23 protein-coding genes are annotated in these 20,306 nt (G+C 46.5%); 4 read left to right on the top strand and 19 right to left on the bottom strand.

All coding sequences use genetic code 11. From position 1 onward, the window contains the following. Positions 1-146: 146 nt before the first annotated feature. From IE076_RS20815 to IE076_RS20775, 9 genes are all read right to left on the bottom strand, one after another. Complete coding sequence (locus IE076_RS20815; RefSeq protein ID WP_189438744.1) at positions 147-1,400, bottom strand: ABC transporter substrate-binding protein; 1,254 nt, start codon at positions 1,398-1,400, stop codon at positions 147-149. Between the two features lie 1,834 nt (positions 1,401-3,234). Next, complete coding sequence (locus IE076_RS20810; RefSeq protein ID WP_189438721.1) at positions 3,235-4,695, bottom strand: MATE family efflux transporter; 1,461 nt, start codon at positions 4,693-4,695, stop codon at positions 3,235-3,237. Beyond that, positions 4,692-5,531 (bottom strand): sugar phosphate isomerase/epimerase family protein, encoded by an 840-nt coding sequence (locus IE076_RS20805; protein WP_189438720.1) that lies wholly within the window; start codon positions 5,529-5,531, stop codon positions 4,692-4,694. Before IE076_RS20805 ends, IE076_RS20810 begins: the two co-directional genes overlap by 4 nt. After that, the gene (locus IE076_RS20800) at positions 5,524-6,297 is read right to left on the bottom strand and encodes a Rossmann-fold NAD(P)-binding domain-containing protein (protein WP_189438719.1); all 774 of its coding nucleotides are present in this window, start codon (positions 6,295-6,297) and stop codon (positions 5,524-5,526) included. Before IE076_RS20800 ends, IE076_RS20805 begins: the two co-directional genes overlap by 8 nt. Then, positions 6,294-7,103: a glycosyltransferase family 2 protein gene (locus tag IE076_RS20795; RefSeq protein ID WP_189438718.1), complete on the bottom strand. Its 810-nt coding sequence runs from the start codon at positions 7,101-7,103 to the stop codon at positions 6,294-6,296. Before IE076_RS20795 ends, IE076_RS20800 begins: the two co-directional genes overlap by 4 nt. Then, on the bottom strand, positions 7,096-8,073 hold the full coding sequence (locus IE076_RS20790; RefSeq protein WP_189438717.1) for a glycosyltransferase: 978 nt from the start codon (positions 8,071-8,073) through the stop codon (positions 7,096-7,098). Before IE076_RS20790 ends, IE076_RS20795 begins: the two co-directional genes overlap by 8 nt. Beyond that, positions 8,066-9,229, bottom strand: coding sequence for an FAD-dependent oxidoreductase (locus tag IE076_RS20785; protein ID WP_189438716.1), 1,164 nt, complete (start codon positions 9,227-9,229; stop codon positions 8,066-8,068). Before IE076_RS20785 ends, IE076_RS20790 begins: the two co-directional genes overlap by 8 nt. Next, complete coding sequence (locus IE076_RS20780) at positions 9,226-10,458, bottom strand: carboxylate--amine ligase (RefSeq protein WP_189438715.1); 1,233 nt, start codon at positions 10,456-10,458, stop codon at positions 9,226-9,228. The genes IE076_RS20785 and IE076_RS20780 overlap by 4 nt, the downstream gene beginning before the upstream one ends. Next, the gene (locus IE076_RS20775; RefSeq protein ID WP_189438714.1) at positions 10,458-11,111 is read right to left on the bottom strand and encodes a hypothetical protein; all 654 of its coding nucleotides are present in this window, start codon (positions 11,109-11,111) and stop codon (positions 10,458-10,460) included. Before IE076_RS20775 ends, IE076_RS20780 begins: the two co-directional genes overlap by 1 nt. Before the next feature lie 421 nt (positions 11,112-11,532). On the opposite strand from IE076_RS20775, the gene IE076_RS20770 reads away from it, so the two are divergent. Next, a complete protein-coding gene (locus IE076_RS20770) occupies positions 11,533-12,624 on the top strand; it encodes a hypothetical protein (RefSeq protein WP_189438713.1) in 1,092 nt (363 codons plus the stop codon). Positions 12,625-13,212: 588 nt separating this feature from the next. Here IE076_RS20770 and IE076_RS20765 read toward each other — a convergent pair. The 9 genes from IE076_RS20765 to IE076_RS20720 all read right to left on the bottom strand — a co-directional run bounded on the left by IE076_RS20765 (position 13,213) and on the right by IE076_RS20720 (position 17,332). Next, a complete protein-coding gene (locus tag IE076_RS20765) occupies positions 13,213-13,668 on the bottom strand; it encodes a hypothetical protein (protein WP_189438712.1) in 456 nt (151 codons plus the stop codon). A gap of 579 nt (positions 13,669-14,247) precedes the next feature. Continuing rightward, positions 14,248-14,481: a hypothetical protein gene (locus tag IE076_RS20755; RefSeq protein ID WP_189438710.1), complete on the bottom strand. Its 234-nt coding sequence runs from the start codon at positions 14,479-14,481 to the stop codon at positions 14,248-14,250. A 21-nt stretch (positions 14,482-14,502) separates the two neighbouring features. Next, complete coding sequence (locus tag IE076_RS20750; protein ID WP_189438709.1) at positions 14,503-14,874, bottom strand: hypothetical protein; 372 nt, start codon at positions 14,872-14,874, stop codon at positions 14,503-14,505. Positions 14,875-14,899: 25 nt separating this feature from the next. Beyond that, positions 14,900-15,088, bottom strand: a complete 189-nt coding sequence (locus IE076_RS20745) for a hypothetical protein (protein ID WP_189438708.1) — start codon at positions 15,086-15,088, stop codon at positions 14,900-14,902. 36 nt (positions 15,089-15,124) lie between these two features. Beyond that, a complete protein-coding gene (locus IE076_RS20740; protein ID WP_189438707.1) occupies positions 15,125-15,811 on the bottom strand; it encodes a DNA cytosine methyltransferase in 687 nt (228 codons plus the stop codon). Positions 15,812-15,828: 17 nt separating this feature from the next. After that, on the bottom strand, positions 15,829-16,224 hold the full coding sequence (locus IE076_RS20735; protein ID WP_189438706.1) for a hypothetical protein: 396 nt from the start codon (positions 16,222-16,224) through the stop codon (positions 15,829-15,831). Positions 16,225-16,381: 157 nt separating this feature from the next. Further along, entirely contained in the window at positions 16,382-16,627 is a 246-nt protein-coding gene (locus tag IE076_RS20730) for a hypothetical protein (RefSeq protein ID WP_189438705.1), read from the bottom strand. A gap of 24 nt (positions 16,628-16,651) precedes the next feature. Beyond that, positions 16,652-16,945 (bottom strand): hypothetical protein, encoded by a 294-nt coding sequence (locus tag IE076_RS20725; RefSeq protein WP_189438704.1) that lies wholly within the window; start codon positions 16,943-16,945, stop codon positions 16,652-16,654. Positions 16,946-16,969: 24 nt separating this feature from the next. Then, positions 16,970-17,332, bottom strand: coding sequence for a hypothetical protein (locus tag IE076_RS20720; protein ID WP_189438703.1), 363 nt, complete (start codon positions 17,330-17,332; stop codon positions 16,970-16,972). Positions 17,333-17,692: 360 nt separating this feature from the next. Between IE076_RS20720 and IE076_RS20715 the strand changes: the two genes are divergently transcribed. After that, positions 17,693-18,133, top strand: a complete 441-nt coding sequence (locus tag IE076_RS20715; RefSeq protein WP_189438702.1) for a hypothetical protein — start codon at positions 17,693-17,695, stop codon at positions 18,131-18,133. Between the two features lie 18 nt (positions 18,134-18,151). Beyond that, positions 18,152-18,346: a hypothetical protein gene (locus tag IE076_RS20710; RefSeq protein ID WP_189438701.1), complete on the top strand. Its 195-nt coding sequence runs from the start codon at positions 18,152-18,154 to the stop codon at positions 18,344-18,346. 84 nt (positions 18,347-18,430) lie between these two features. Here the strand turns inward: IE076_RS20710 and ddlA are convergent, their stop codons facing one another. Then, positions 18,431-19,525, bottom strand: a complete 1,095-nt coding sequence (gene ddlA / locus IE076_RS20705) for a D-alanine--D-alanine ligase (RefSeq protein WP_189438700.1) — start codon at positions 19,523-19,525, stop codon at positions 18,431-18,433. 304 nt (positions 19,526-19,829) lie between these two features. On the opposite strand from ddlA, the gene IE076_RS20700 reads away from it, so the two are divergent. Beyond that, positions 19,830-20,264 (top strand): PM0498 family protein, encoded by a 435-nt coding sequence (locus tag IE076_RS20700; RefSeq protein ID WP_189438699.1) that lies wholly within the window; start codon positions 19,830-19,832, stop codon positions 20,262-20,264. Positions 20,265-20,306 lie beyond the last annotated feature (42 nt).

The raw sequence follows: 20,306 nt of genomic DNA, 5'->3' as shown, positions 1-20,306 counted from the left end.
TTGAGCCAATATGGCCTCCTTTCTGGGAGTGCGGCGAGCGCAACACACTCTGTAAAGGACCTGGGTCTGTGCTCATCAGGAATTGTAAGCACAGACCCAGGATAATCACCCGCAATTGCGAGGTTCTGAGAGGGATGTGGTCGCAACTACAACTGCGCCGCTTCGACTGCGTGCAGCAGTTCCTCAACAGCATCCTCAGAAGACATGTCGGAATTGAAATGCTCCGTCACGAGGTCGAAGATGGCGAGCTGAACGGCAGGCGTCTGGGCATGACCGTGGGCGAGTGAGCCGATAAGCGTTCCCTTGGCATTGGCCTCCGCAATATCAGTAATCGCTTGCTGGCCGCAGCTATCGAAGTTCGCGCTAGGCACGTCCGCGCGCGCTGGGATCGAACCTTTAATCAGGTTGAATTCTTCCTGGAACTTCGGCGACATCAGGGCACTGGCCATGGCTTGTTGTCCACTTTGGTTCTCCTCGCTCACATCGAAGAATGCGAAGAAGTCGGTAATGAACAGGTATGACCCTTCGGTTCCCGGGGCGGGAACGCAGAGTACTTGTTCACCCGGTGTTACGCCGGCCTCCAGCAGTTCGCCCTTGGCCCAATCACCCATGAGCTGCATGGCAGCGTCGCCGTTTACGACCATCGCGGTTGCAAGGTTCCAGTCACGGCCCGAGAAATTGTCATCGACGAAGCCGCGGATGACCCGCATTTCATCGAAGACCGCCTTCATCGTGTCCGAACCCAGAGCCTCGGGATCAAGTTCGTGAATCGCTGCACGATAAAATTCCGGCCCACCAAGGCCGAGTACCACGTCATCGAAGATCGTGGCATCTTGCCAAGGCTGGCCACCATGAGCCAGCGGCGTCACGCCTGCATCCTTCAAAGTCTGGGCGACGGTGTTGAATTCTTCCCAGGTGGTCGGCGGTGTCAGGTCGTGCTCTTCGAAGATTTCTCTGTTGATCCATAGCCAGTTTGGCCGGTGAATATTGACCGGAACGGCCACCCATTTGCCGTCATCGGTAGCGAAACGTTTGACCGCTTCCGGCACCACCGCATCCCAGCCCTCCTCAGTTGCGATCACGCTAATGTCGCCTAATGAACCTTCCGTCGCCCATTCGGTGACACCCATGCCCAAGACTTGAGCCGCGACCGGTGGGTTACCGGCCGAAACGCGCGCCTTCAACGTTGTCGTCGCGGCCTCGCCTGCGCCGCCTGCTACGGGCATGTCCTGCCAGCTGATACCTTGGCGTGCGAGGTCTTCCTTCAGTATGTTGAGTGCCGCAGCTTCACTGCCAGAGGTCCACCAGTGTAGGACCTCAACTTCTTGCGCAAGTGCTGGCATCGCAGCACAGGCGAAGGCTGCCGTCGTTAGTAGACGAGCTGTTTTTGTAAAGATCATGGTTCCTCCCTTAGAAAGGATTGCGGCTATTTGTTCATCGTCTTCCCAGTTTGGCCCGATGAACAAATAGCGCCGATAGTGGCGAATGTTTGTCATTGATGACTTATGGTAAGGTACGCAGGCCTAGACCCAATCTATCGACGCAGTAGACAGAAGGTACGTGTACCGCTGGGGTGAACATGGCCAGCGGTTAAAAAACGGCGTGATGCGCCTCGCTGTTCGTACCGTGGGCTTTCTTACAAGGGAGGCGGCACTATGATCGCGTTTGCTTCTGAAAACTATGATGTCTGCCAGGAGACGTAAAAGTCCGACGATGCCAACATTTCTGACCACGGGACTTCTCAGTAAGGATTACTCAGAGCATCTGCCGTTTTGTTTGCCCCACAGGCCGTAGGCCGTTGACAAAAGAACGGTCATGGGTCTGCTCTGTCTGTCATTAGCAACTATGGAACAGGCTTACGGATTTGAGTAAGGGGGTGTTTAGGCCCATGATCACGACGATAGAAGTGAGGATTGAGGCAAAACACAAAGGCTGCGAGCGCTCCCGCTGAAAAGGCAGTCAAAGATATCCGGCGCAAGACCCGCAACTATTATTCATCAGAAGAGAAAATCCACACTGTTCTGACCTGACTGCTACACCAAGAAGCCAGCAATCACGTCCTGAGTGGACGCGACCTGATCGGGGAGCCCGACCAGGATACTCAAACCATTCCTTCGGAAAGGCAGCCACAGACTTCCTCAATGTCAAAAAAGCCGAGTTGAGGACTGAAAAACACTGAGCTCAGTGAGGCTCTACGCTTGAGACTTATTGCGCTTACATCTGAGCAGTCCAGTGGACCAGATCGGCATAGGCGCCGTCCTGAGCGTCGTGAAACCCATTTGGGGCCGCATCCCGTAAACCGCACACCGTTTACGCGGGCGCATTGAATGGGATCTGAAGGCTGCCAAGACGCAAGGATGGTGTTCAAGGGAAAATCCGGCGCTCTGGATCACCTTTTGCCCAAGCCTCAGCAGCTGGCACGCGGCCATCAAACAGCTCTCCCCATTTTACGCAATGCAGTTTCGCGGCTATCGGTGTGAAGAGAGGTCAGAACTTTTTCGCGCGGGTCATATTGCTGAAAGCGCTTCGGAACCCGCTTGCAGAAATTGTGCTACAAAACTGGCCATTCTGCCATCTATGAAAAAGTGGTGGGGGTACTAAGCTGCTGATTTTCAATCAAAACTATAAATCAGCACATTAGGGAAATGGCGGACACGGAGGGATTTCTTGAGAAGTTGGAGTACATGCGTAAAAAAAGAAATTTTGATATGTATTTCAATATGTTAACGTATAAACATTTCTTGTCAGATTTCTCGCAAGGGACAAAATGTTATGTAGTTTGTTATGTAGCTGGACGTTATTTGTGCCACAATAATGTTATCCTACCGAATGTCTAGCAAGCCCCCCATCGACGCGTTCGAACTTATATAAAAGAGACACGCGGCGTCCCTCACGCATGGTGTACAAAAACGCTTGGTTATCGCCATTTAGATCGGAACCTTTCCCCAATTTACACCTCAATAGGCATGTCCTACTTTATCTCCTCTCTGTTGTGCATATTGGCACGGCTTAAGCAAGCTACCAGATAGGCAGATTGACCGGGATCGACTTAACCCAAGGCATTCCCGGAGCTGTGACGCTCGCCAAACTGACTGAACGTTGATCCCTCATGCTCAGCTAGACAAGCCCCATACAAACAGGCCAGTTAGATGACCGCGATCCTGTGAGCTTCAGAGAAGTTAATATGCCTAAAAGATACGCATTATAGAAAAAACTTCGAAGTATCTTTCCGCGTCAACTTTGAAGCTCATAGCGTAAGCAATCACGTATTAATTTCACGGATCCACTTAGAGCGAAAGTTCCGATGTATACCATTCCGCTGATCAAGATTCCGAACCAAGGTACAAAGCCGCAATTATTAAGCAAAACCAGGGTAACACCAGCAAGAGATGTTGAATAAGTTATTGCCTTTAAACCTTGAAAGATTGCTGACTTAACCAAAATCGTATGGGTAACCGTCAACAACACTAAAAATACATTGGCTTCAACCAAAAGCAAAACCATCGCTGGAGATTCAACTTTCTCCGAAAAAGTTGGAATGTAACGCATACAAAGCCCGTACATGCCTAACAACGATACCGCCGCACACAAGCTTAGAATCGTAATTCTTTGCGACCCACCAAGACGTATCACAACAGATAAGCATTGGCTGCCAAACCTAATCGGGATTAGAAACGCTAAAACGATTATGATGCTATTTACTGATGTATAGCCTGCAGGGAAGATAGAAGCGATCCAGTCACCATGAAATCCAAATAGAGCCAAAGCAGGGAGGCTTAAAAAAATACTCATAAGGAAATATGCCGAACAGAGATGTCCCCTTCCCCGCACTGCCACTGAGAGCATTGGGAAAAAAGCATGATCCAAAATAAGTGCGATGTTAGCTGCAGCCATAAAAAGAGCCATGACCACATTATTGCTTCCGGCGACATCTTTTCCAAAGTGGACCAAAACTATGGTTGAAGACAATATAGGTAGAAGAAGGTAGAGAACTTGAACAATCCCATAAGGCAAGGTTTGTTGAAGCATTCTAGCTAGAAAAGCGACAGTAAACTTTCTGATGCCAAATAAGCCATAGTGTACCAAAATAGCCATATTAACCAAAAAAAGTATGGATAATGCAACAAGGTACCAATATCCAAGAAATAGCAGACTCTGATACTTCCAAGCAATGAATACCAAACCTGAGTTCGTTACAAGTGCTGCAGCTATTAACATCTGCGCTTGAGTAATCACCTTACCGCTCGAGCGCATAGCACCCTGCGAGATATAGTTCATCGCAAGAAATATGCTCGAACTCGCACATAAAAAAAAGACCGTGTTCGCTTCCTGACTAAGAGTACTCCTCAACAATGTAACATAAAGAAAAAATACTAATGTTGCTCCAAGAATAATTGCAATAGCCCAAGCATGCAGAACTTGAGTTGCTGTATCCGGCATAGAATACATGCTTCGACGTTTTATGATTAGATCTGCGAGGCCTGCACTGGAAACAAGGCCGATGAGTTGAGACCAGAAAACGACAGTCATTAATTCACCGTAGTTTCCAGCCGTCAAAAAGTAGATCAACATTATTGTTGTGAGAGCGGAAACCACGCGAAAAACAACACTTCCCAAGAACAACCACGTAAGTTTGGTTCCCGGACTGGACAGCAAGTCATTTTGAAGTGCTTTTGAAAAGGAATGTTCGTTCAATGAACCCGCCCAAGACTTTTACTTTTTGTGTAGTAGATGGCGCGGGCGTAATTGATAGCTGAGATCAAGTCGCGATCTATGTTTGGCGTAGATTTCATCTCAATTGAGCGCCACCCATCATAATGAATGGACGCTAGAGAATCCGCACATTTGAAATGGTGCTGCTCCAAATCACGGACCGTGATGTGTATCGGATCCAAATCTGGATTACTTATATGGAAGTGGCAGATTTTACTGCCAAGAGCCTTAAGACAGCTCTCTGGCTTTTCCTTAGAAAGGAACATTCCACCCGCGTCCAAATGCAATCCAAAACCCGCGCTTCCCACTTTATTTACGAGTGTCTCTGCGTGAGAGACCTTCGTAACAAAATCACAGCCATAAGTTTCCGGATTCGGTTCAATACAAATTTTTGTGTCAAATTGCAGGGCATACTCGCCAAGTGTATGGAAAAAATCCGCCGCAATCGACATAGCTTGATCAAGATCGAGAGCACCGCGTATGCGTTGTTTTGGTGAGCCAAATACCAGCGCCTTTGCTTCTAACTCCCCTGCCATTTGAAGGACCATCTTTAAATAGGAAGTCATTTTGTCGCGCAGCTCCCGTCCCCCGAAAAGGTGGAATGGAGGCGCACCATATAACAGCGCCTGCATTGCACAAATTTGTATACCGCGCTCCGCCCAAAAACGTTTGTAGGCGACAGCTGTCTTGCCAGAATTAAGAACGCGGTGTGGAACTGCCTCAATACCTTGGATTGCGTTCTGCTCCAATAATTTCGCAAACTCTAATTCACGATTTGCAGGCCATGCGATTGCCGAAACAGATAATTTCTCAGGCATTTTCCCTCTGCACTTTTGAAAAAGCAGCAATGTCCGTTAGACATTCGTTAGCGGAGTAGAAATATCCATTTCTTCCGCCAAACTGTTCTGCGTAGATTGATTTCACATCGTATCGCGGTGGAGCTTTGAGGGGATGATTTTTGTGTTCCCTGCCAGTGCACGCAAGAGAAACTTGTGCGGCCTTGACAGGTTCAACAGTCAAATTGACGACAGACATGTGGTCATTTTCCACGATACGCTCGATATCGTATGCAAGGCGGGCCATATTGTAGAACTGGAACTGGGATCGGGTGTCTATTTTTTCAATCTGATTGTCATTTAAATAATCAAATATGATGTTTTTCTTTAACCCATTACCAAACAGACCCGGTAGACGGATTATTTTAGTGGCAAACAGTCCAGCAACTTCTCTTTCTAACAATAAGCGATGACGGCCGTAGGGATGGTTCTGATCAGCATCAATCTGGTTCGTTTCATTCACACCAATAGGGTCGGGATAAACATCGACAGTAGAAATCAGGACTGCCTGTCTGGCACTTACCTGTTTCAAATGCCCAATTAGTTTCTCAATATTCAGCAGATCTGCAACACTATGCTGGTTGGCTCTCCACTTTTCAGCTGGAGCTGCAGCTATGATGATTTGGTCGAACTCTTTCCCATCAATTGATTGAATATTCGTGGAGTTAAAAACGGCAGTATAGTGATTACTTTGACGAAGTGTGCTGCCGACGTACCCAGTATAACCCAATAAGGCTCTTGATTTCATGAAGCTGCCCTGTCTGCCGAATTTTTTGGTGGGTTGAATTGTCCTAGTACTGCCATCAGCAGTTTGACAATAATCGTTAGATTACCCTTGATTGGCGTTATCTTTGTGGGTGTCTTTTCGTAACGGGGATAGGACCGAGTCACTGGAACCTCTTTAACCCTCATTCCAATGTTAGCCGCCCGAATAGCTAGGTAATAATGTAATTCATAGCCCACAAAAATTGGCCGGAACAAAGCAATATCATCCGAAGTTAAAAGAGCCTTGCTGTAGGCACGAAAACCATTCGTTGTATCTGTGTAGCGGAAACCTGCCGCAAAGCTAATTAGAGGTGCATGTACATAACAAATGCCCAGGTTGCGTAGGATCGGCGTGTTGATGGCTTTCCCACCCGCTATATAACGAGACCCTTGAACATGATCATATCCTTCGTCGAGCGCACTCAGAAACCTAAGGGCGTGTTCAGGATTGTCCTTATTGTTGCCATCCATCGTGACAACGCCCTGATACCCTTGCTCTAGCGCATAGTGCATTGCCATACGCAACTGGGTTCCAAGGCGCCCAGTTTCTGCCTTGGTCAGAAGTGTTCTGACGCCTTGGTTCAAAAGAAACGAGGGATCAAGTGAGTTATCTGTGCTGCCACCATCCGCAATGATGATGTCGACCGTATCACTGATCTTAGAGCACCGTTTTAGCTGCTTTCGGATTCTAGCACCTTCATTGAGTACAAATATGCATAGGCAGTAACGAGCTTTTTTTGCCGCGAACTCTTTGACCTCATAGTTTGGAATGCCGGATAGGTTAGTCATTCGACGCCCTCTCTATGATGACATTCAACCGATCAGGATTTAACATGATCGAACTACGCCGATCTTTCTCTACAATATTCGAAGAGTTAGGGCGAAGGAGCAGAAACAAACGAAGCATGTATTCTGCTAGTAAAACCAACATACAAACAGAAAATAGCAAGACAACAGATAATGCGCCCATAAACATGGGAAAGAAAACATTCTCGTGAGGTATCGTTGTTATTTGCCACGACAAGAATAAGAATAGAATTCCTGCTATTCCTATGAGGCCACGACTGGCGCTTAGTAGCAACTTCAAAGGATGAACTGAGTTTTCCAGGACTGTATCGGTTGCTAAACCAATCGCGTCAACCACCGAAGGCTCGGTTCGTTTAATGACTTTGTAATGAAAACTGCAACTTTTAAGATTGCTGAGGCTACTTGAAAATACAAGCTTTCCGGAGGTGTGATTTAGCCGCTTAAATGACGATGCAGCCCTGCGGCTTAAACAAAGAAGGCCTGTATGATAACGCGGAATGCGAAGGTCGGTGAAACGACTGAGGTACCAATAATATATGTCGCTGAGATACCCAGAAAAACCAACTCTTTTTCGTTGGCTCTTATCAACTCCATACACGATATCAGCTCGGAGTTTGCAAAAAGAAATAATCTCTGGAATGGCTACCACAGGGTCCTGCTCAGGATGGAAAACGACTACATAGTTACCGATCGCATGGTTGATCCCTGTCACTACAGAAGCTTCCGGTCCATATGAACGTCCGTGACGGATATTTCGGAAATTATGATGCTTTTCTGTAAGATCTGTAAGTTTCGCCTCAGATCGTAAATCCAGGTGATCATCAACTAGAATTATTTCGTAGTCTTCATACTGCTCCGAAATAAGTTGACTTGCTAATACAATAGATCTTTCTGCGGCCTCATTAAAGGTAGTCAAAGGGAAAACTATCGAAACAAAAGAATTATCATGCATATATATACTCCTGATATCTTCTTCTCAGCATCGAGCGCATGTCAAAAATATTGTCGATCTTGCTTCCTAAAACAGCATAGACAGCTTCATCACATTCACGGAATAATACAGAACGTCCGTCGTTGTGTTGTTGGGTTGGGATCATAGTTTTTACTGCCCACAAAGACTCCAGATACACTGAATTTCCAATTGCGGGTGAGTAGCGCCCCGCATCTAAAATCATCTTCCGATTGTTACTTTTGGGGTAGGACGCCAGTACTTTCTTACTATCTGGCAGGTTTTCTCCACCCTCATCCAACCAAACAAAATGAGGCGTATAACTAACGTGCGATAATACTTGCAAATCGAGGCTTGGAAATGGTGTCAGCGAAAAGAACGGTCCGTCCATGATCGTCAATGACATGTTAGGGAGCTTACTGGAACTATCTAACAAGCTCATTTCGGTAAGCTGGTGATGCAAGGGCACAGTCCGCATCCCACTTCGCATCAGCAGCCGATTTATATCCGAATAAGCGCAAATATAAACTACATCGGCAGGAAGGCTTGAACTTACATTGGAGTGTTCAACTAAAACGCTATAGGAACTATTGGTTTTCGAAATTTGTACTGCGCGCGTACTGAGCATTGTTTTGACATTCGCAGACCGCAATTTACTTGCCATATCTCGGCGCAGCTTAAAGGCATTAAAAGACGCCTCTACAACTTTATATACTTGCTCGACGCCATACGGTGCGATGGCAGAAGCCGTTCTAAGATCGCATCGTTGTAAAGGTGCTCCGATGCGTTGGCAGAATTCCTCGAAATCCTGCGCTGTGACTTTTGAGTCTTTTTGGGCAATTGCGTAATAAGATGGCGAAGAGTGTTCTATGGTGTCAGGAAATTCGTTCAAAAACTGCTGGTAGTTTCTCCGGCAACTTTGTGCCGTTTTCAGGCAGCGCGGATAATGATACCCCATGTGAACACGCGCTTGATTGTGATAGGACGCCCGGCACATAATCGCTTCTTCGGATTCTATCAAAACCACCGACTGGTAGTAACGCGCCAGCTCTAAAGCAAGCGTACAGCCATAAAAGCCAGCTCCGATAACAACCGCAATCTCTCTGGAGCGGATTCCTTTATTCACGTATGCAGCTTGTAGGGTGGAACCATCCGTCACAACCACGGTCCTCCCTTTTCTTTTCGAGTGTCTAGCGCCAAGCCTCCGGTACGCAGCACATTGAGCAATCCAAGCACGGGCTCGTAGAGGGTCGGTTTCAAATCAGAGATTGATAAATCATCAAATCGGATATGACTGCTAAACGGATTAAACAAGTGAGCATAAAACTCACGAAACCTACCGGAAAACAGTGATTGGCTAGCTGAGAGCAAATAAGGGTAAAACCAGATGGACCGTATGCCATCTTTTTGAGGTCTCGAAATCGGTGAAACATCACCTTGATCTAACTGCAATAAGACCTTTGGGAAGTCTACTCCTGCTTCAATCGCATTGCTAACAGACCCCCAAAACCTTGGATTAATCTCAAGCAGATAAGGAACTCCGGTCTCAGCATCCAGGATATAGTCTAACTGAGCCACGCCGTGCCAATTCAAATCTTCCAGTAAGCACCTGCCATCCTCAATTGCCTTCTTATGACGTACGCTGCGCCTGTCGATGGAGTGAACCCGCCTGAATGTTCTTCCAACTTCAAAACTGTAGGAAGCCTGTTGTCTCCCATTAAAAAAAATAAAAGCCGCACCGATGTTCATTCCTTTCACCAATTGCTGGACAAAGGGGAACGTTTCTTCAGATGGCATTAGCTCATCGACCAGATCCAAGTATGCAGGGATAAGTTGTTCAGAGTTCTGGACAATCCTTTGCCCTTCACCCGCTTTTCCACCTTTTGACTTTATGATTACAGGGTAAGGCAGCTCGGCTTGCAACAAGTGCACATCCGATATTGACTTTGGGTACCAGGAAGGCGGGACCTTCAATCCTAGCTTCTGCGCATGCTTGGTTATCGCAGCCTTGTCATCAGCGTATTGAATGAGTTCACTTGGAGAAAGTATCATTCTAACCCCCTCTTTTAAAAGGCGGTCCTGGTATCTTGCAATTATCTGGGTTTCCGTGAAAGTTGGTACAATGAGGCTTGCGCCGGAACTTTTCGCTTTTGCAATTATAGCCTGAACGAATTTTTCTGGGTCATCGAACGGATCGCTATATTTAAAGTATTGGTCACAGTAGTTCGAATACCTACCAATCGGCCTGTCAATACAGTCACCTGCAATCACTCTTGCTCCAGCCTCGGAGAGGCTTTTCATAACCGCATGCGCAATTCTGTACCGAACACAGGTAACAATAACTTTGATGTGTGCGAAAGGAGAAGGATTAAGCCGACGGGTGCCCATCACGCTTCCTGCACTCCAAAAATGGGCTTCAAGCGGCTAACAGAACGAAAAGGGTAAAAAAGCACAAATGCGGCCAGAGCAAAGTGTCCTATGATAAAGGCGTAGACCTCATACTTGCTTGGCGGGTGGCCTAACCGAACCTCGATATGAGACACCCAATGCCATACTTCGGGCACAGGGTTGAACGCTCCAATTTCATGCGTATTAACAATAAAAAATGCAAGATCTTCTATGCCAGAAAGCATTATCAATAATAGAGCAAATGACAATCGAAGTGTATTGCCACTAGAACCGCCTCCTATTCGATAAGCTAGCGAAAGCGACAGAATAATGAACGGCACAATGATAAGTGTAAGGTAGTATACATTCTTCCCTTCACCTACCATTACGTCAAAGAACATTTTTGGCACGTAAACAGCAAAGAAAATCAGGAAACAAAAAATCACTGCGACAAAATGGAGATTTAGACTTCGAATGAAATTACGATCCAACAGGCTTATACTTATTGAAGCGAAGATAAATGGCATCAATTTAAATAAAAATACATATATACTTGACACATACCGCTCATGTGGCATCTCAACAAAGATGTATACACCGAAAGAGGCAGCAATTACTGCAAATAAAATAGAATAAGCCATTTGTTTTTTCATGACCACAATCCAAACAAGTTTTGTTAGGAACACAGCTGATCTTCTAAATTTTGCATTTCTTAGCGAGATACAACAATCTAAGTCTTATTTTCTATATAAAGTAATTTATTAGGCTATAAACTGTATACATCTTAGTCAATAATGAATTATTTTCATCACCGAATGAAGAAATTGATGCATATACTATTGAATACAATTTCATTTATAAGATACGCTACACGGGCAATGTAATTCGTACGGAGACTTGCATTGTCTTTCAGTCTAAGTTTCATCTTAGGTTATGAGTATTGAACTTAGTTACCTCTTTCGCAGCTAAAATCATGCCGCTTTTTGATATTGCACTTGTTCGCACGTCTTACAATACCATTCGTAGTTAGTTTCATTTTAGAAAATTATCAAAGGCATCGGGTCAACCTAAAAAATGCTATCAAAGTCAGAACATTTTACAGAAATATTTCAATCTCATCCCACGCAAAATTTAATAAGGAACTTAACTGCTAAAGTCGATCTAACAGAGATTGATCAGCTTAAAATACCAGTGACCATCTCCGATAGCCGATCAAACAAAAATCACTATTTTGTATCCCCCAAAACCGCATATATTGATTATACCTTTGCTCAAAAAAATCCATTTAATGGCCTAAAAGAACCGCTACAATCCGTTATGAAGATCCCGACTATGTTCATCGCGAGAGTTGCTATGGATATGTTAGGATTGGAACGTCAAATCCAGGTCAATAATTGGCTACTTTCCACGTGTCCCACGCCAGTATTTTCTGAACGGAGTCTGGAAGAGTTTATTCAAAAAACCTCATGTAAGCGCCCAAATCATGCTATCGTCCTGCGGTCAGTAAATGCTATTCAGGACCCTGAAACTCTAGCTACATTAAGAAATGCTGGCTTCGTTATGTTGCCGAACCGCATTGTCTACATTCAATCCTTGAGCAAAAACACACCGACACCCAGAAATCTCAAAAAAGACAGTCGCCTCATTAGAAAAACTGGGTTTACCCAACGATGCGGCAAAACGTTTTCAGAAGTTGAGTTTGAGCGCGCTGAACAGCTATACAATAAATTGTACCTAGAAAAATATTCCCGTTTGAACCCGCAGTATACAGCCCTCTTCCTCAAGGAAATGGTTCAAAGAGAAGTGATTGATATGTATGGAGTCTTTGATAACATGAATCACTTAAAAGCTTGGGTTTGTACCTTCCGTAGTAATGGCAAAATTTGCGCTCCGATGGCGGGTTACGACGCTTCAAACTCAGAAGATAAGGGTCTTTATCGCATATTGAGCTGGATTGCGCATGACGTAGCAATTAAGGAGGGTCTATCTTACAATATGAGTTCTGGGGCGGCAGATTTTAAGTTAAAACGTGGAGCACGCCCAACCGTTGAATACATGGCAGTCTATGCAAAACACTTACCTCAACATAAACAGTTTCTAATTCAAAAGCTATCAGATGCCTTAAGGGCCATGCTACATCAGAGGTTTCCAACGGTTCAGTCGTAGATGAGACTTTCGCTACACGGTATATTGATAATATCTAAACGAAAAACAGCACTCAGTTAAGAATGGGATTTTGCAGGTGTTTGTGAAGCTGTAAGTAGCGTTCTTCCAAAGCTTCTCTATATGTTGCTGTTCAAGATCCACGACACTTCGGCTATAGTGTATCAGCACTGTTCAATGCTAGTTTATTTTTTGAACGTTAAACTTGACACATTTGGTCCCGGTCGTACTGCTGTCGGGTTGATGAGCTAATCCACTTGCCCGCCTCGTTAAACGGTTCAGTAGTTTCCAGAAGCATCTCCGCATCGGCGATTTCGTAAGAAAGCTATCTCAGAGCGATGTGAGCCTTTAGTCATTTATCGTAACCAGAGGACCAGTGAAAATTGCAAGTGGGTATAGAGGTAGTAAGCAAGAGGCGGTATTTGCTGCCGAAGAGGCTTACGATGAAAGCTTACCCTAAGAGGGAGACACTGACCGAAACCAACTCTTTTCAACCACGCACCTCTCTCCTTCCCACCTCTAACTAATCGGACTGTTTAGGACTGCCTTGTGGCAGAGTGAAAAACAGTTGGTTGATGGGAGGCTGCATACTTAAAAATTTCCCTCGGCTAGTTCCTCGCGCTCCACTGCGGCCTTCTCCAAGGATGCAGCCTTTTTCTGACCGTCGTTGTTGTTTCCATGATCGGTACCGGCGCGTTCATGAGCTTGCGCTGCCCGCTCCTTCGCTTCTTTGGCTTTTTGGCGAGCGGCTTTAGCCTTTTTTTCAGCGCTTTCTATTTCTGCTTGGTTACCTGAAGACTTAGCTATTTTATCCCAGTTTTTTGCTGCCTTGGAATAGTTATCAGAGGCCTTATTTTCCTCATCGGCGGAACGGTCTTCAGCATCACCCGCCTCGCCATTCTTGTTTGTTCCGCGCTTAGCGGCAGCGTCGTTTTTTTCCGCTTTGGCATTTTCTGCACGCGTATCCCCAGCCTTTTCCCAATTTTCTGCAGCATCCTTCAGTTGCCTGATTTTCTCAGCATCAGTTCCCTTTAATACCTTGTCCATAATGTGTCCTCCAATGTGTTGCAGCACTTGTCAGTGACGTCTCCTCGCCCTGAAGGACGAGGGAGTCGTCACACCAGTAAAAGATAATAGTTTCAGGAGTTTTTTTCGCCTCTACCAATTTGGAGGGGAGCGGGGATATTGGAGTTTCTCGGAAGGACGATCATTCCAAAGAAAAATGGCCTCGTCTTTCGCGCTATCAACACTCTGAGCATCATAGTGCACTGGACCTTGGGCACCGCAGGCAGGGCACTCAACGTGGGAAACCCAAATGCGCCCCTCCTTATTAACGACAACCTTTTGAGTGTCGTCGATTTGGCAAAATGGACATGTACTTATTTTCATAAATTCTCATCACCGGAGTTGCTAGGCAACTGTGAAAGATGCTCGCCAAGCTCGACCATCACGGATTCACCTTCATCGTCGGCCTCCGGATTTCTGGGAACCAGCTATGCGACGCTCAAGATCAATTTTCCACCCTTCATTGATGCAGAATACGCTAGCAGATCAGACTTGCAGGGTAAGAAAATTCCCCGTTTCTGTAATAATGTGTCCACGTCAACACTTCATTCAAATTGCGGCCTAGTTGGACTGCTGTAAATTCGGTTCACTCATTAGCTCTGCGCAGACAAAGCCCATTGCCATTTGCAGCGACGGAAAATCCGTCACGGAACCCTCTTGGCGAAACATCTGCTCACGCTCGTCAAAAACCTTGTAGCCACCCGGCTCTCCACGAAGACGAAAAACTCGGCCATCTTTGCCTGTAATGTCCCAGTGGTGCGTATTGCGGTGATGCACTGTGAAGCCCTGTTCCATCTCACCTCCTACAAATTGGAATTAAATGGACCGTATGTTGTTGGGATGGACCCACACCGAACTGTCACGCCCATCAAGTAAGACGCGCACATGAGCGGTTGAGGAACCGGGGTAAGCGACCTCACCCTCACAGCCTGAACTAGACCCCTCATTTATGAGGCGGACTCGCCCACCAATTTTCGGGTCAACACCGTAAGAGCGGCGCACATATCCGTAACCATCCTTCTCGGGAACATCACAACGCCGGAGGGTCGAAATCTTCAAAAACTCTTTGAAGGTGCACTCAAACGCTGAGGTGTACTCGTACCAAGCCTGCACCCGCGCTTTAGCTGGGGTTAGCGCTGAATATACAGCTTCCGGAAAACCCGAAACAGTGACCCCGTACGTCTTCATTCTCCCCATAATCTACCCTCCGGCCTTAGTTGGATTGCTGGTCTGCCCACCGCTGAGGCGAGTAGTCCAGAGCGTGCTCAATATCCTGCCACTCACGGCGGTCGCCCTCTGTGAAGTCGCGTAGTGGTGACGCATGTGCCGCCTCTATAGACTTGATCAGCTCCTCGCGCTTCTCCATTAGATCGCGCCAAATGTCGTTTCGCATCGCTGTCATCACTCACCTCCTACAAATCGGAGTTTGTTGGACTACTTAGATTTGCTTTGCGATTTGCGCGACGAGCGGCGGGACGACTGCGTTTCGCAGGCCATCGGTTCTGTCCACCGATCTGGGAACCCCATCATCCATTCCTCGAAACGAGGTAAGTGCTTCCCGCCATCCTTGGTCCCACGGAAAGGGTTGCTGCTGCCCCCCCACTCGTCCAACCGTCCAGCTACGTGGTTCTTGCCGTGATTGCTCACCCCCGATGGGGTCGGCAACAATCCAGTTGCGGTCCCGGTTGTGCGGGGCACCAATGGCGCTCGCCGGAATGCAATTCCATTCCGCGTCATACCCGATCTCGGCCAAGGCCCCACAAACATCTCCCATCCCTCGACCAAGCAACGCTGCCACGTTCTCCAGGAGCAACTTTGGCCGTCCCACCATGCAAACGGCTCGTAGGACTGCCCAAAAGAGTCCTGAACGCTCTCCGGTAATTCCGGCGCGTTTCCCTGCCTGTGAGATATCTTGACAGGGGAAACCTGCCGCAACCAAGTCCACGGGTTCTGAAAATTCAGCTTCGGTAACGTCATCGTAAATCTTTACATTGGGCCAATGATGTTGGAGCAAGAAACGCGCTGATGGCTCAATTTCACAAAAGGCAACCGTTTCATAGCCCGCCTCTTGTAAGCCAAGCGTCATGCCTCCAATCCCACTGAACAAATCAAGCACTTTAGGCATTTCACTCACCGGCCATTTCAGGACTGTTGCTTTTGGGGCTTCAGAAGATCGAAAGCATCCAGTAGCAATCCAATCGAATTATTCGTCAGATCCACACACTCCTCCTGCTTGTCAGCCTCATTCTGCATGATGGGTTTCCAATGCTCGTGCAGCAGATCTCGCTGGCGCTGCAATAAACCGACAGCCCGCCGTATCAAGGCGTCCAGCTTATCGTCATTGAAAATTGCACTCGCTTGCTCATGCGTCAGATAAGCAGAGATTGCAGCTTCCAATCGCTGCTGATGACTGTCCTTTAATGGCTTTCCTGCAACAATCCTTTCAGCTACTTGACGGTGCACACCATACGTTTGCCACTCATTCACCGCACAAACAGCAGCAATCAAACCCTCTGTACTAAGCTGCGTATCTGTCATTCTCACCTACCGGCCTTTGTTGGATCATAAATGGCGGGTTTGTCTTCAGTCACCGCCCCCCGGTTCTTACGGGCACCTCCGCGCCTAGCTGTCCTCGGCGTCGGATCTGGCTTCTATGGTTTCCCAAGTGCAGCGCCAGAGCTCTTAAAAATTGGCCCTAGTTGGATTGCTTTGAAAGCTGCTCTGCGTGGTCCTCCTCAGACCACGGCCAAATAGCTGGCACAGCAACCGTACAAACGTCTGTACGCTCCATTGAAGCTATGTAATGGGCGTTATGCTCATCAGCCATTTTAAGGGCAGCTGCATAGCTTTCAGCGGGGATCACATCATCAGGACCAACAACGTGCATGCACCACTTAAAGCGATCTGCAATCTTGCCAACTCGTTCAATTGAATTGCTCATAATCACTTTCTCAAAATCGGAGTTTCAGGACTTAAATTTTGCGATCGCCTTTCGCACCTCTTTCAAGGCATCCTCAGCGCCTTTGGCGTATTGATGAGGAGTATCTTTCGGCATAAATCCGACACCCATATCAATGCTTTCGAGGCACTCCTCAAGTCGGCTAAAAGGGATGCACTCTCCCTTCATGCGAGCCAGAAGAATTTCGGCCATCTCTGCTTCCGCATTCAACTTCCTAAGCTCTGCTTGCTGAAGCGGGCTAAGCGGCTTCTTAATCACAGAGGGCAGAGGCGGCTTTGCTACTGGTTTTACGCCTTCCATTTCATTTCCTCTTAGCGGCGTTTCTCAGACTGGTATGTTTCGGCAATCTTCTTCGCCAAAAAACTCAAAGTACTTGCCCAGTGACGTTCTCAGCTCTTGCGCAAAATGATCCAGTCCACCTGACGCTGCAGCGAACTCAGCATCACGGTGGGCTAGCTCAAAATCACTTGCAGCACTCGCTACTTCTCGAAGAGAATTTAACTCAGGATAATCGTTGCAACGCTTAGCAATCTCGCGGGCTTCCGCCTCATCAAGCATTGTAGCAACTGCACCATCTGGATCTCCCTCAACGCGCAGTTCCCATGTGTCAGCGAAAATAGATTTTTTCGGTTCTAATCTTTCAAGCATGTCAAACCTCAGCGGCAATGTCAGAGTTTTAAAAACCAACCCTCTCACATTCATTGTGAAATTTATCGCATCTCAATATGATGTTGAGATAACTATATTATCACTACCTTAGTACGTCAATATATTGCGTACTAAAAAACGAATTGAAGTACGCAATAATATCGCGTACACATAGATATGAGCTGGAGAGATTACCTGACAGATAAAGAGCGCCAGAAGCTCGAAAGGGCTGAGGTCGCCAAGAAAGCTACGGCTGACGTCTACAATTCAATTATCAAAGAATTGAAAGACCGCTGTGACGCGCGCATTCGACGCGAAAAACAATCGCAAAAGTAGCAGATGTAGTAAAAGCGTGAGGCGGGGAAGTTGGTAGTAAAAGTCCAGAATGAAGTAGCCAAAATGGCGCTAATAACCGGCTATAAATACCTTCCAAGTTTGGAAGACCAGATTGAGGCTGCAAGAGCTTGGGGCATCCCAGATTTGACAGTTGATGGGAAGAGCTTCCCAAGCGTTCTTGTTGATGACGTTTCCAACAAACGCTCTACAAATTGGGCGTCCCTGCTCAAGAGAAGACAGCGATTAATTGCTTACTTTGAAGCTTATCAGAGCCCACAGGTTCACGTGTTTTTCGCAGATCCGTTGTGTCTTGGATGGACCGAGAACCTTGCAAGTGAACTGATAAATGGAATCTTCGCTGGCGATGCTGTGATCTATATTCACGAAACGGGGCAGTCCTACCGTATAGGCGACGATTTGGAAGCACTTTGGAAAGACTGGGCACGCCGACTTAAGAACGCCCAACAAGCTGAATTTCGCCGCAAAGCACGGAAGGCGGCATAGTCTATAAAAGGAGCAAGAATGCAGAACCGAGTTGACTACGACGATCAAGGCAATCTCGAAGGAGTTGTTACGAATGGCGGCATGCACCTTGAGCGCATGGACGATAACGGCTGGTTTCTTAGTTGTCTTCGAGAGGACGGCTCGGAACTATGCATTCATTTTAAGGGCGAAATTGAAAGCACTGAAGAACGCCCAGCCCAACAGTCCATTTAAGGAGGAAGTCAAACATGCTATTACGGCGCGCCCCCCTGCAATAGGGGGGCAACTCCGGAAGGGTTTCGTGGGTTTTCTGTGACTTCAAAATGATGTTTTTAGGTTCTCTAATTTCTCAAAACGCTCAATCGAAAGTTCAATCAAACGGCTGATTAAATCGGTATAGGACAAACCACTAACCTCCCACAGCCGAGGATACATGCTTATGTTGGCGAAACCCGGAAGGGTATTAATCTCATTGACGATCAGCTCGCCGGTATCCTTCATAAAAAAGTCTACGCGACCTAGTCCTTCACCTTCCAGCACTCTGAATACTTCAAGGGCCAACTCCCGTACGCGATCGCTGGTTTCATCGTCAATGGCAGCCGGAATCTCCAAATTCGCGCCATTTTCATCTATATATTTAGTTTCATACGAATAGAAATCGGAAATGGAAATAATTTCGCCGACGACGGACGCATACGGGTTCCGGTTGCCGAGAACTGCACATTCCAGCTCTCGACCGTTTACAAATTCTTCGATAAGTATCTTGTTGTCGTAGCCGAATGAATCTTGGATAGCGGAGGAGAATGACGTTCTGTCGGTAACTTTATGCACACCAACGGACGAGCCAAGGTTTGCTGGCTTTACAAAGAAAGGAAGTCCTAACTTATTGACGATCTCGTCAAAATCTAACTGATCGTTTTGCCTGAAAACCAAGAACTTGCAGATCGGGATGCCTGCATCCCGCATAAGCCGTTTCATGACATCTTTGTCCATACCAATTGCTGAACCGAGAATTCCTGCACCAACAAAAGGAACTCCAGCTAACTTGAGCATTCCCTGTACTGCACCATCCTCGCCAAATGGGCCATGAAGAATCGGAAATATTACATCTACAGCGGAGTGATCTTGCCCTGTTTCCACATCAGTAAGCTCCCCACCGCTCTGCGGGATAAGTGTGACGCTCTTTTGGTTTTCCTTGTTCAGCGATATGCGCTTGGGGTCATTCTCATTCAGGAGATACTTAGCCTGATCTAGGAAGCGCCAGCGGCCTGACTTTTCGATACCAAGAAGGACAACATCGTAAATATTTCGATCAATTGCATCTGCCACATTTTTTGCAGATTGTAGAGAAACCTCATGCTCAGCAGATTTCCCTCCAAATAATATGCCAACTCTAATCTTTCTATTTTCCATACCGCCCCAAAACTCTGTTTTATTTCTCTAAAATGCGTCGCAACGAACAAACGACAAAGCAATCGGAAATTACCTATTTAGAGCCGATGTCCAAATTTAGGGTTACTTTTTTCTGAACCTGAGGAAGACAACGAAGAATATGCTGAACATCAAATAGGGCAAGACATCAGGGTCTAGACCTTCCTCTGAAACATAGGACGTTTCCCATAACCAAGTCTAATGTCCTAGGTACAGCAGGGTATAATCGGATGCCTATATGGCAGTCCAACAAAGGAGCGTGATTTAAGTGGTTTTGAGTTATGAAATGAATTCCAAAATGGTGGATATTTATAACAGACTGCCTGTCGAAGTTGGCAGAATAGATCCTGCTCTACAAAAATTAGCGTTTTCTGGCTTTAAAGAAAAAGACGGCTGCACATTTCTTACGGCCAGCCTAACAACCGAGACAAATGCATCGATAGATATGTTTCCTGATAGAACAGGGTATGAGTGCTTTATAAACTCAATCAATATTGATGATTTTGTGAAAAATAACTTCTTGGAGCAAGGTATTTCTTTCGTGCAAGAAGTGTTTTCTCAATGGAACAAGTTCAAACCACCCCGCAAACGGATTGCATTACTAATTGCCACCGAGTGGGGAGTTAAAGTGAAAATACATTCGCACCGGCAGGATGAGTGGTGGCTAGCCGATGATTTAGAAGGCTACGAAGAGCCAATTTTAGTAATAAGCTCTCTGTAACCCAAGGCTGAGACGCCTCTAATTAAGAACAATTCTGATCCA

It is taken from the genome of Pseudovibrio japonicus (genome assembly GCF_014651595.1).
Classification (GTDB): Bacteria; Pseudomonadota; Alphaproteobacteria; order Rhizobiales; family Stappiaceae; genus Pseudovibrio; species Pseudovibrio japonicus.
Note: the sequence above shows the minus strand (reverse complement) of the source record. Positions and strands in the feature narration are given on the sequence as shown.

Bases quoted from the DNA above. Each gene is read 5' to 3' on its own strand.
- IE076_RS20815 (WP_189438744.1), bottom strand. From the start codon at position 1,400: ATGATCTTTACAAAAACAGCTCGTCTACTAACGACGGCAGCCTTCGCC.
- IE076_RS20805 (WP_189438720.1), bottom strand. From the start codon at position 5,531: ATGCCTGAGAAATTATCTGTTTCGGCAATCGCATGGCCTGCAAATCGT.
- IE076_RS20800 (WP_189438719.1), bottom strand. From the start codon at position 6,297: ATGAAATCAAGAGCCTTATTGGGTTATACTGGGTACGTCGGCAGCACA.
- IE076_RS20795 (WP_189438718.1), bottom strand. From the start codon at position 7,103: ATGACTAACCTATCCGGCATTCCAAACTATGAGGTCAAAGAGTTCGCG.
- IE076_RS20790 (WP_189438717.1), bottom strand. From the start codon at position 8,073: ATGCATGATAATTCTTTTGTTTCGATAGTTTTCCCTTTGACTACCTTT.
- IE076_RS20780 (WP_189438715.1), bottom strand. From the start codon at position 10,458: ATGGGCACCCGTCGGCTTAATCCTTCTCCTTTCGCACACATCAAAGTT.
- IE076_RS20775 (WP_189438714.1), bottom strand. From the start codon at position 11,111: ATGAAAAAACAAATGGCTTATTCTATTTTATTTGCAGTAATTGCTGCC.
- IE076_RS20770 (WP_189438713.1), top strand. From the start codon at position 11,533: ATGCTATCAAAGTCAGAACATTTTACAGAAATATTTCAATCTCATCCC.
- IE076_RS20765 (WP_189438712.1), bottom strand. From the start codon at position 13,668: ATGGACAAGGTATTAAAGGGAACTGATGCTGAGAAAATCAGGCAACTG.
- IE076_RS20755 (WP_189438710.1), bottom strand. From the start codon at position 14,481: ATGGAACAGGGCTTCACAGTGCATCACCGCAATACGCACCACTGGGAC.
- IE076_RS20750 (WP_189438709.1), bottom strand. From the start codon at position 14,874: ATGAAGACGTACGGGGTCACTGTTTCGGGTTTTCCGGAAGCTGTATAT.
- IE076_RS20745 (WP_189438708.1), bottom strand. From the start codon at position 15,088: ATGACAGCGATGCGAAACGACATTTGGCGCGATCTAATGGAGAAGCGC.
- IE076_RS20740 (WP_189438707.1), bottom strand. From the start codon at position 15,811: ATGCCTAAAGTGCTTGATTTGTTCAGTGGGATTGGAGGCATGACGCTT.
- IE076_RS20735 (WP_189438706.1), bottom strand. From the start codon at position 16,224: ATGACAGATACGCAGCTTAGTACAGAGGGTTTGATTGCTGCTGTTTGT.
- IE076_RS20730 (WP_189438705.1), bottom strand. From the start codon at position 16,627: ATGAGCAATTCAATTGAACGAGTTGGCAAGATTGCAGATCGCTTTAAG.
- IE076_RS20725 (WP_189438704.1), bottom strand. From the start codon at position 16,945: ATGGAAGGCGTAAAACCAGTAGCAAAGCCGCCTCTGCCCTCTGTGATT.
- IE076_RS20715 (WP_189438702.1), top strand. From the start codon at position 17,693: ATGGCGCTAATAACCGGCTATAAATACCTTCCAAGTTTGGAAGACCAG.
- IE076_RS20710 (WP_189438701.1), top strand. From the start codon at position 18,152: ATGCAGAACCGAGTTGACTACGACGATCAAGGCAATCTCGAAGGAGTT.
- ddlA (WP_189438700.1), bottom strand. From the start codon at position 19,525: ATGGAAAATAGAAAGATTAGAGTTGGCATATTATTTGGAGGGAAATCT.
- IE076_RS20700 (WP_189438699.1), top strand. From the start codon at position 19,830: ATGAATTCCAAAATGGTGGATATTTATAACAGACTGCCTGTCGAAGTT.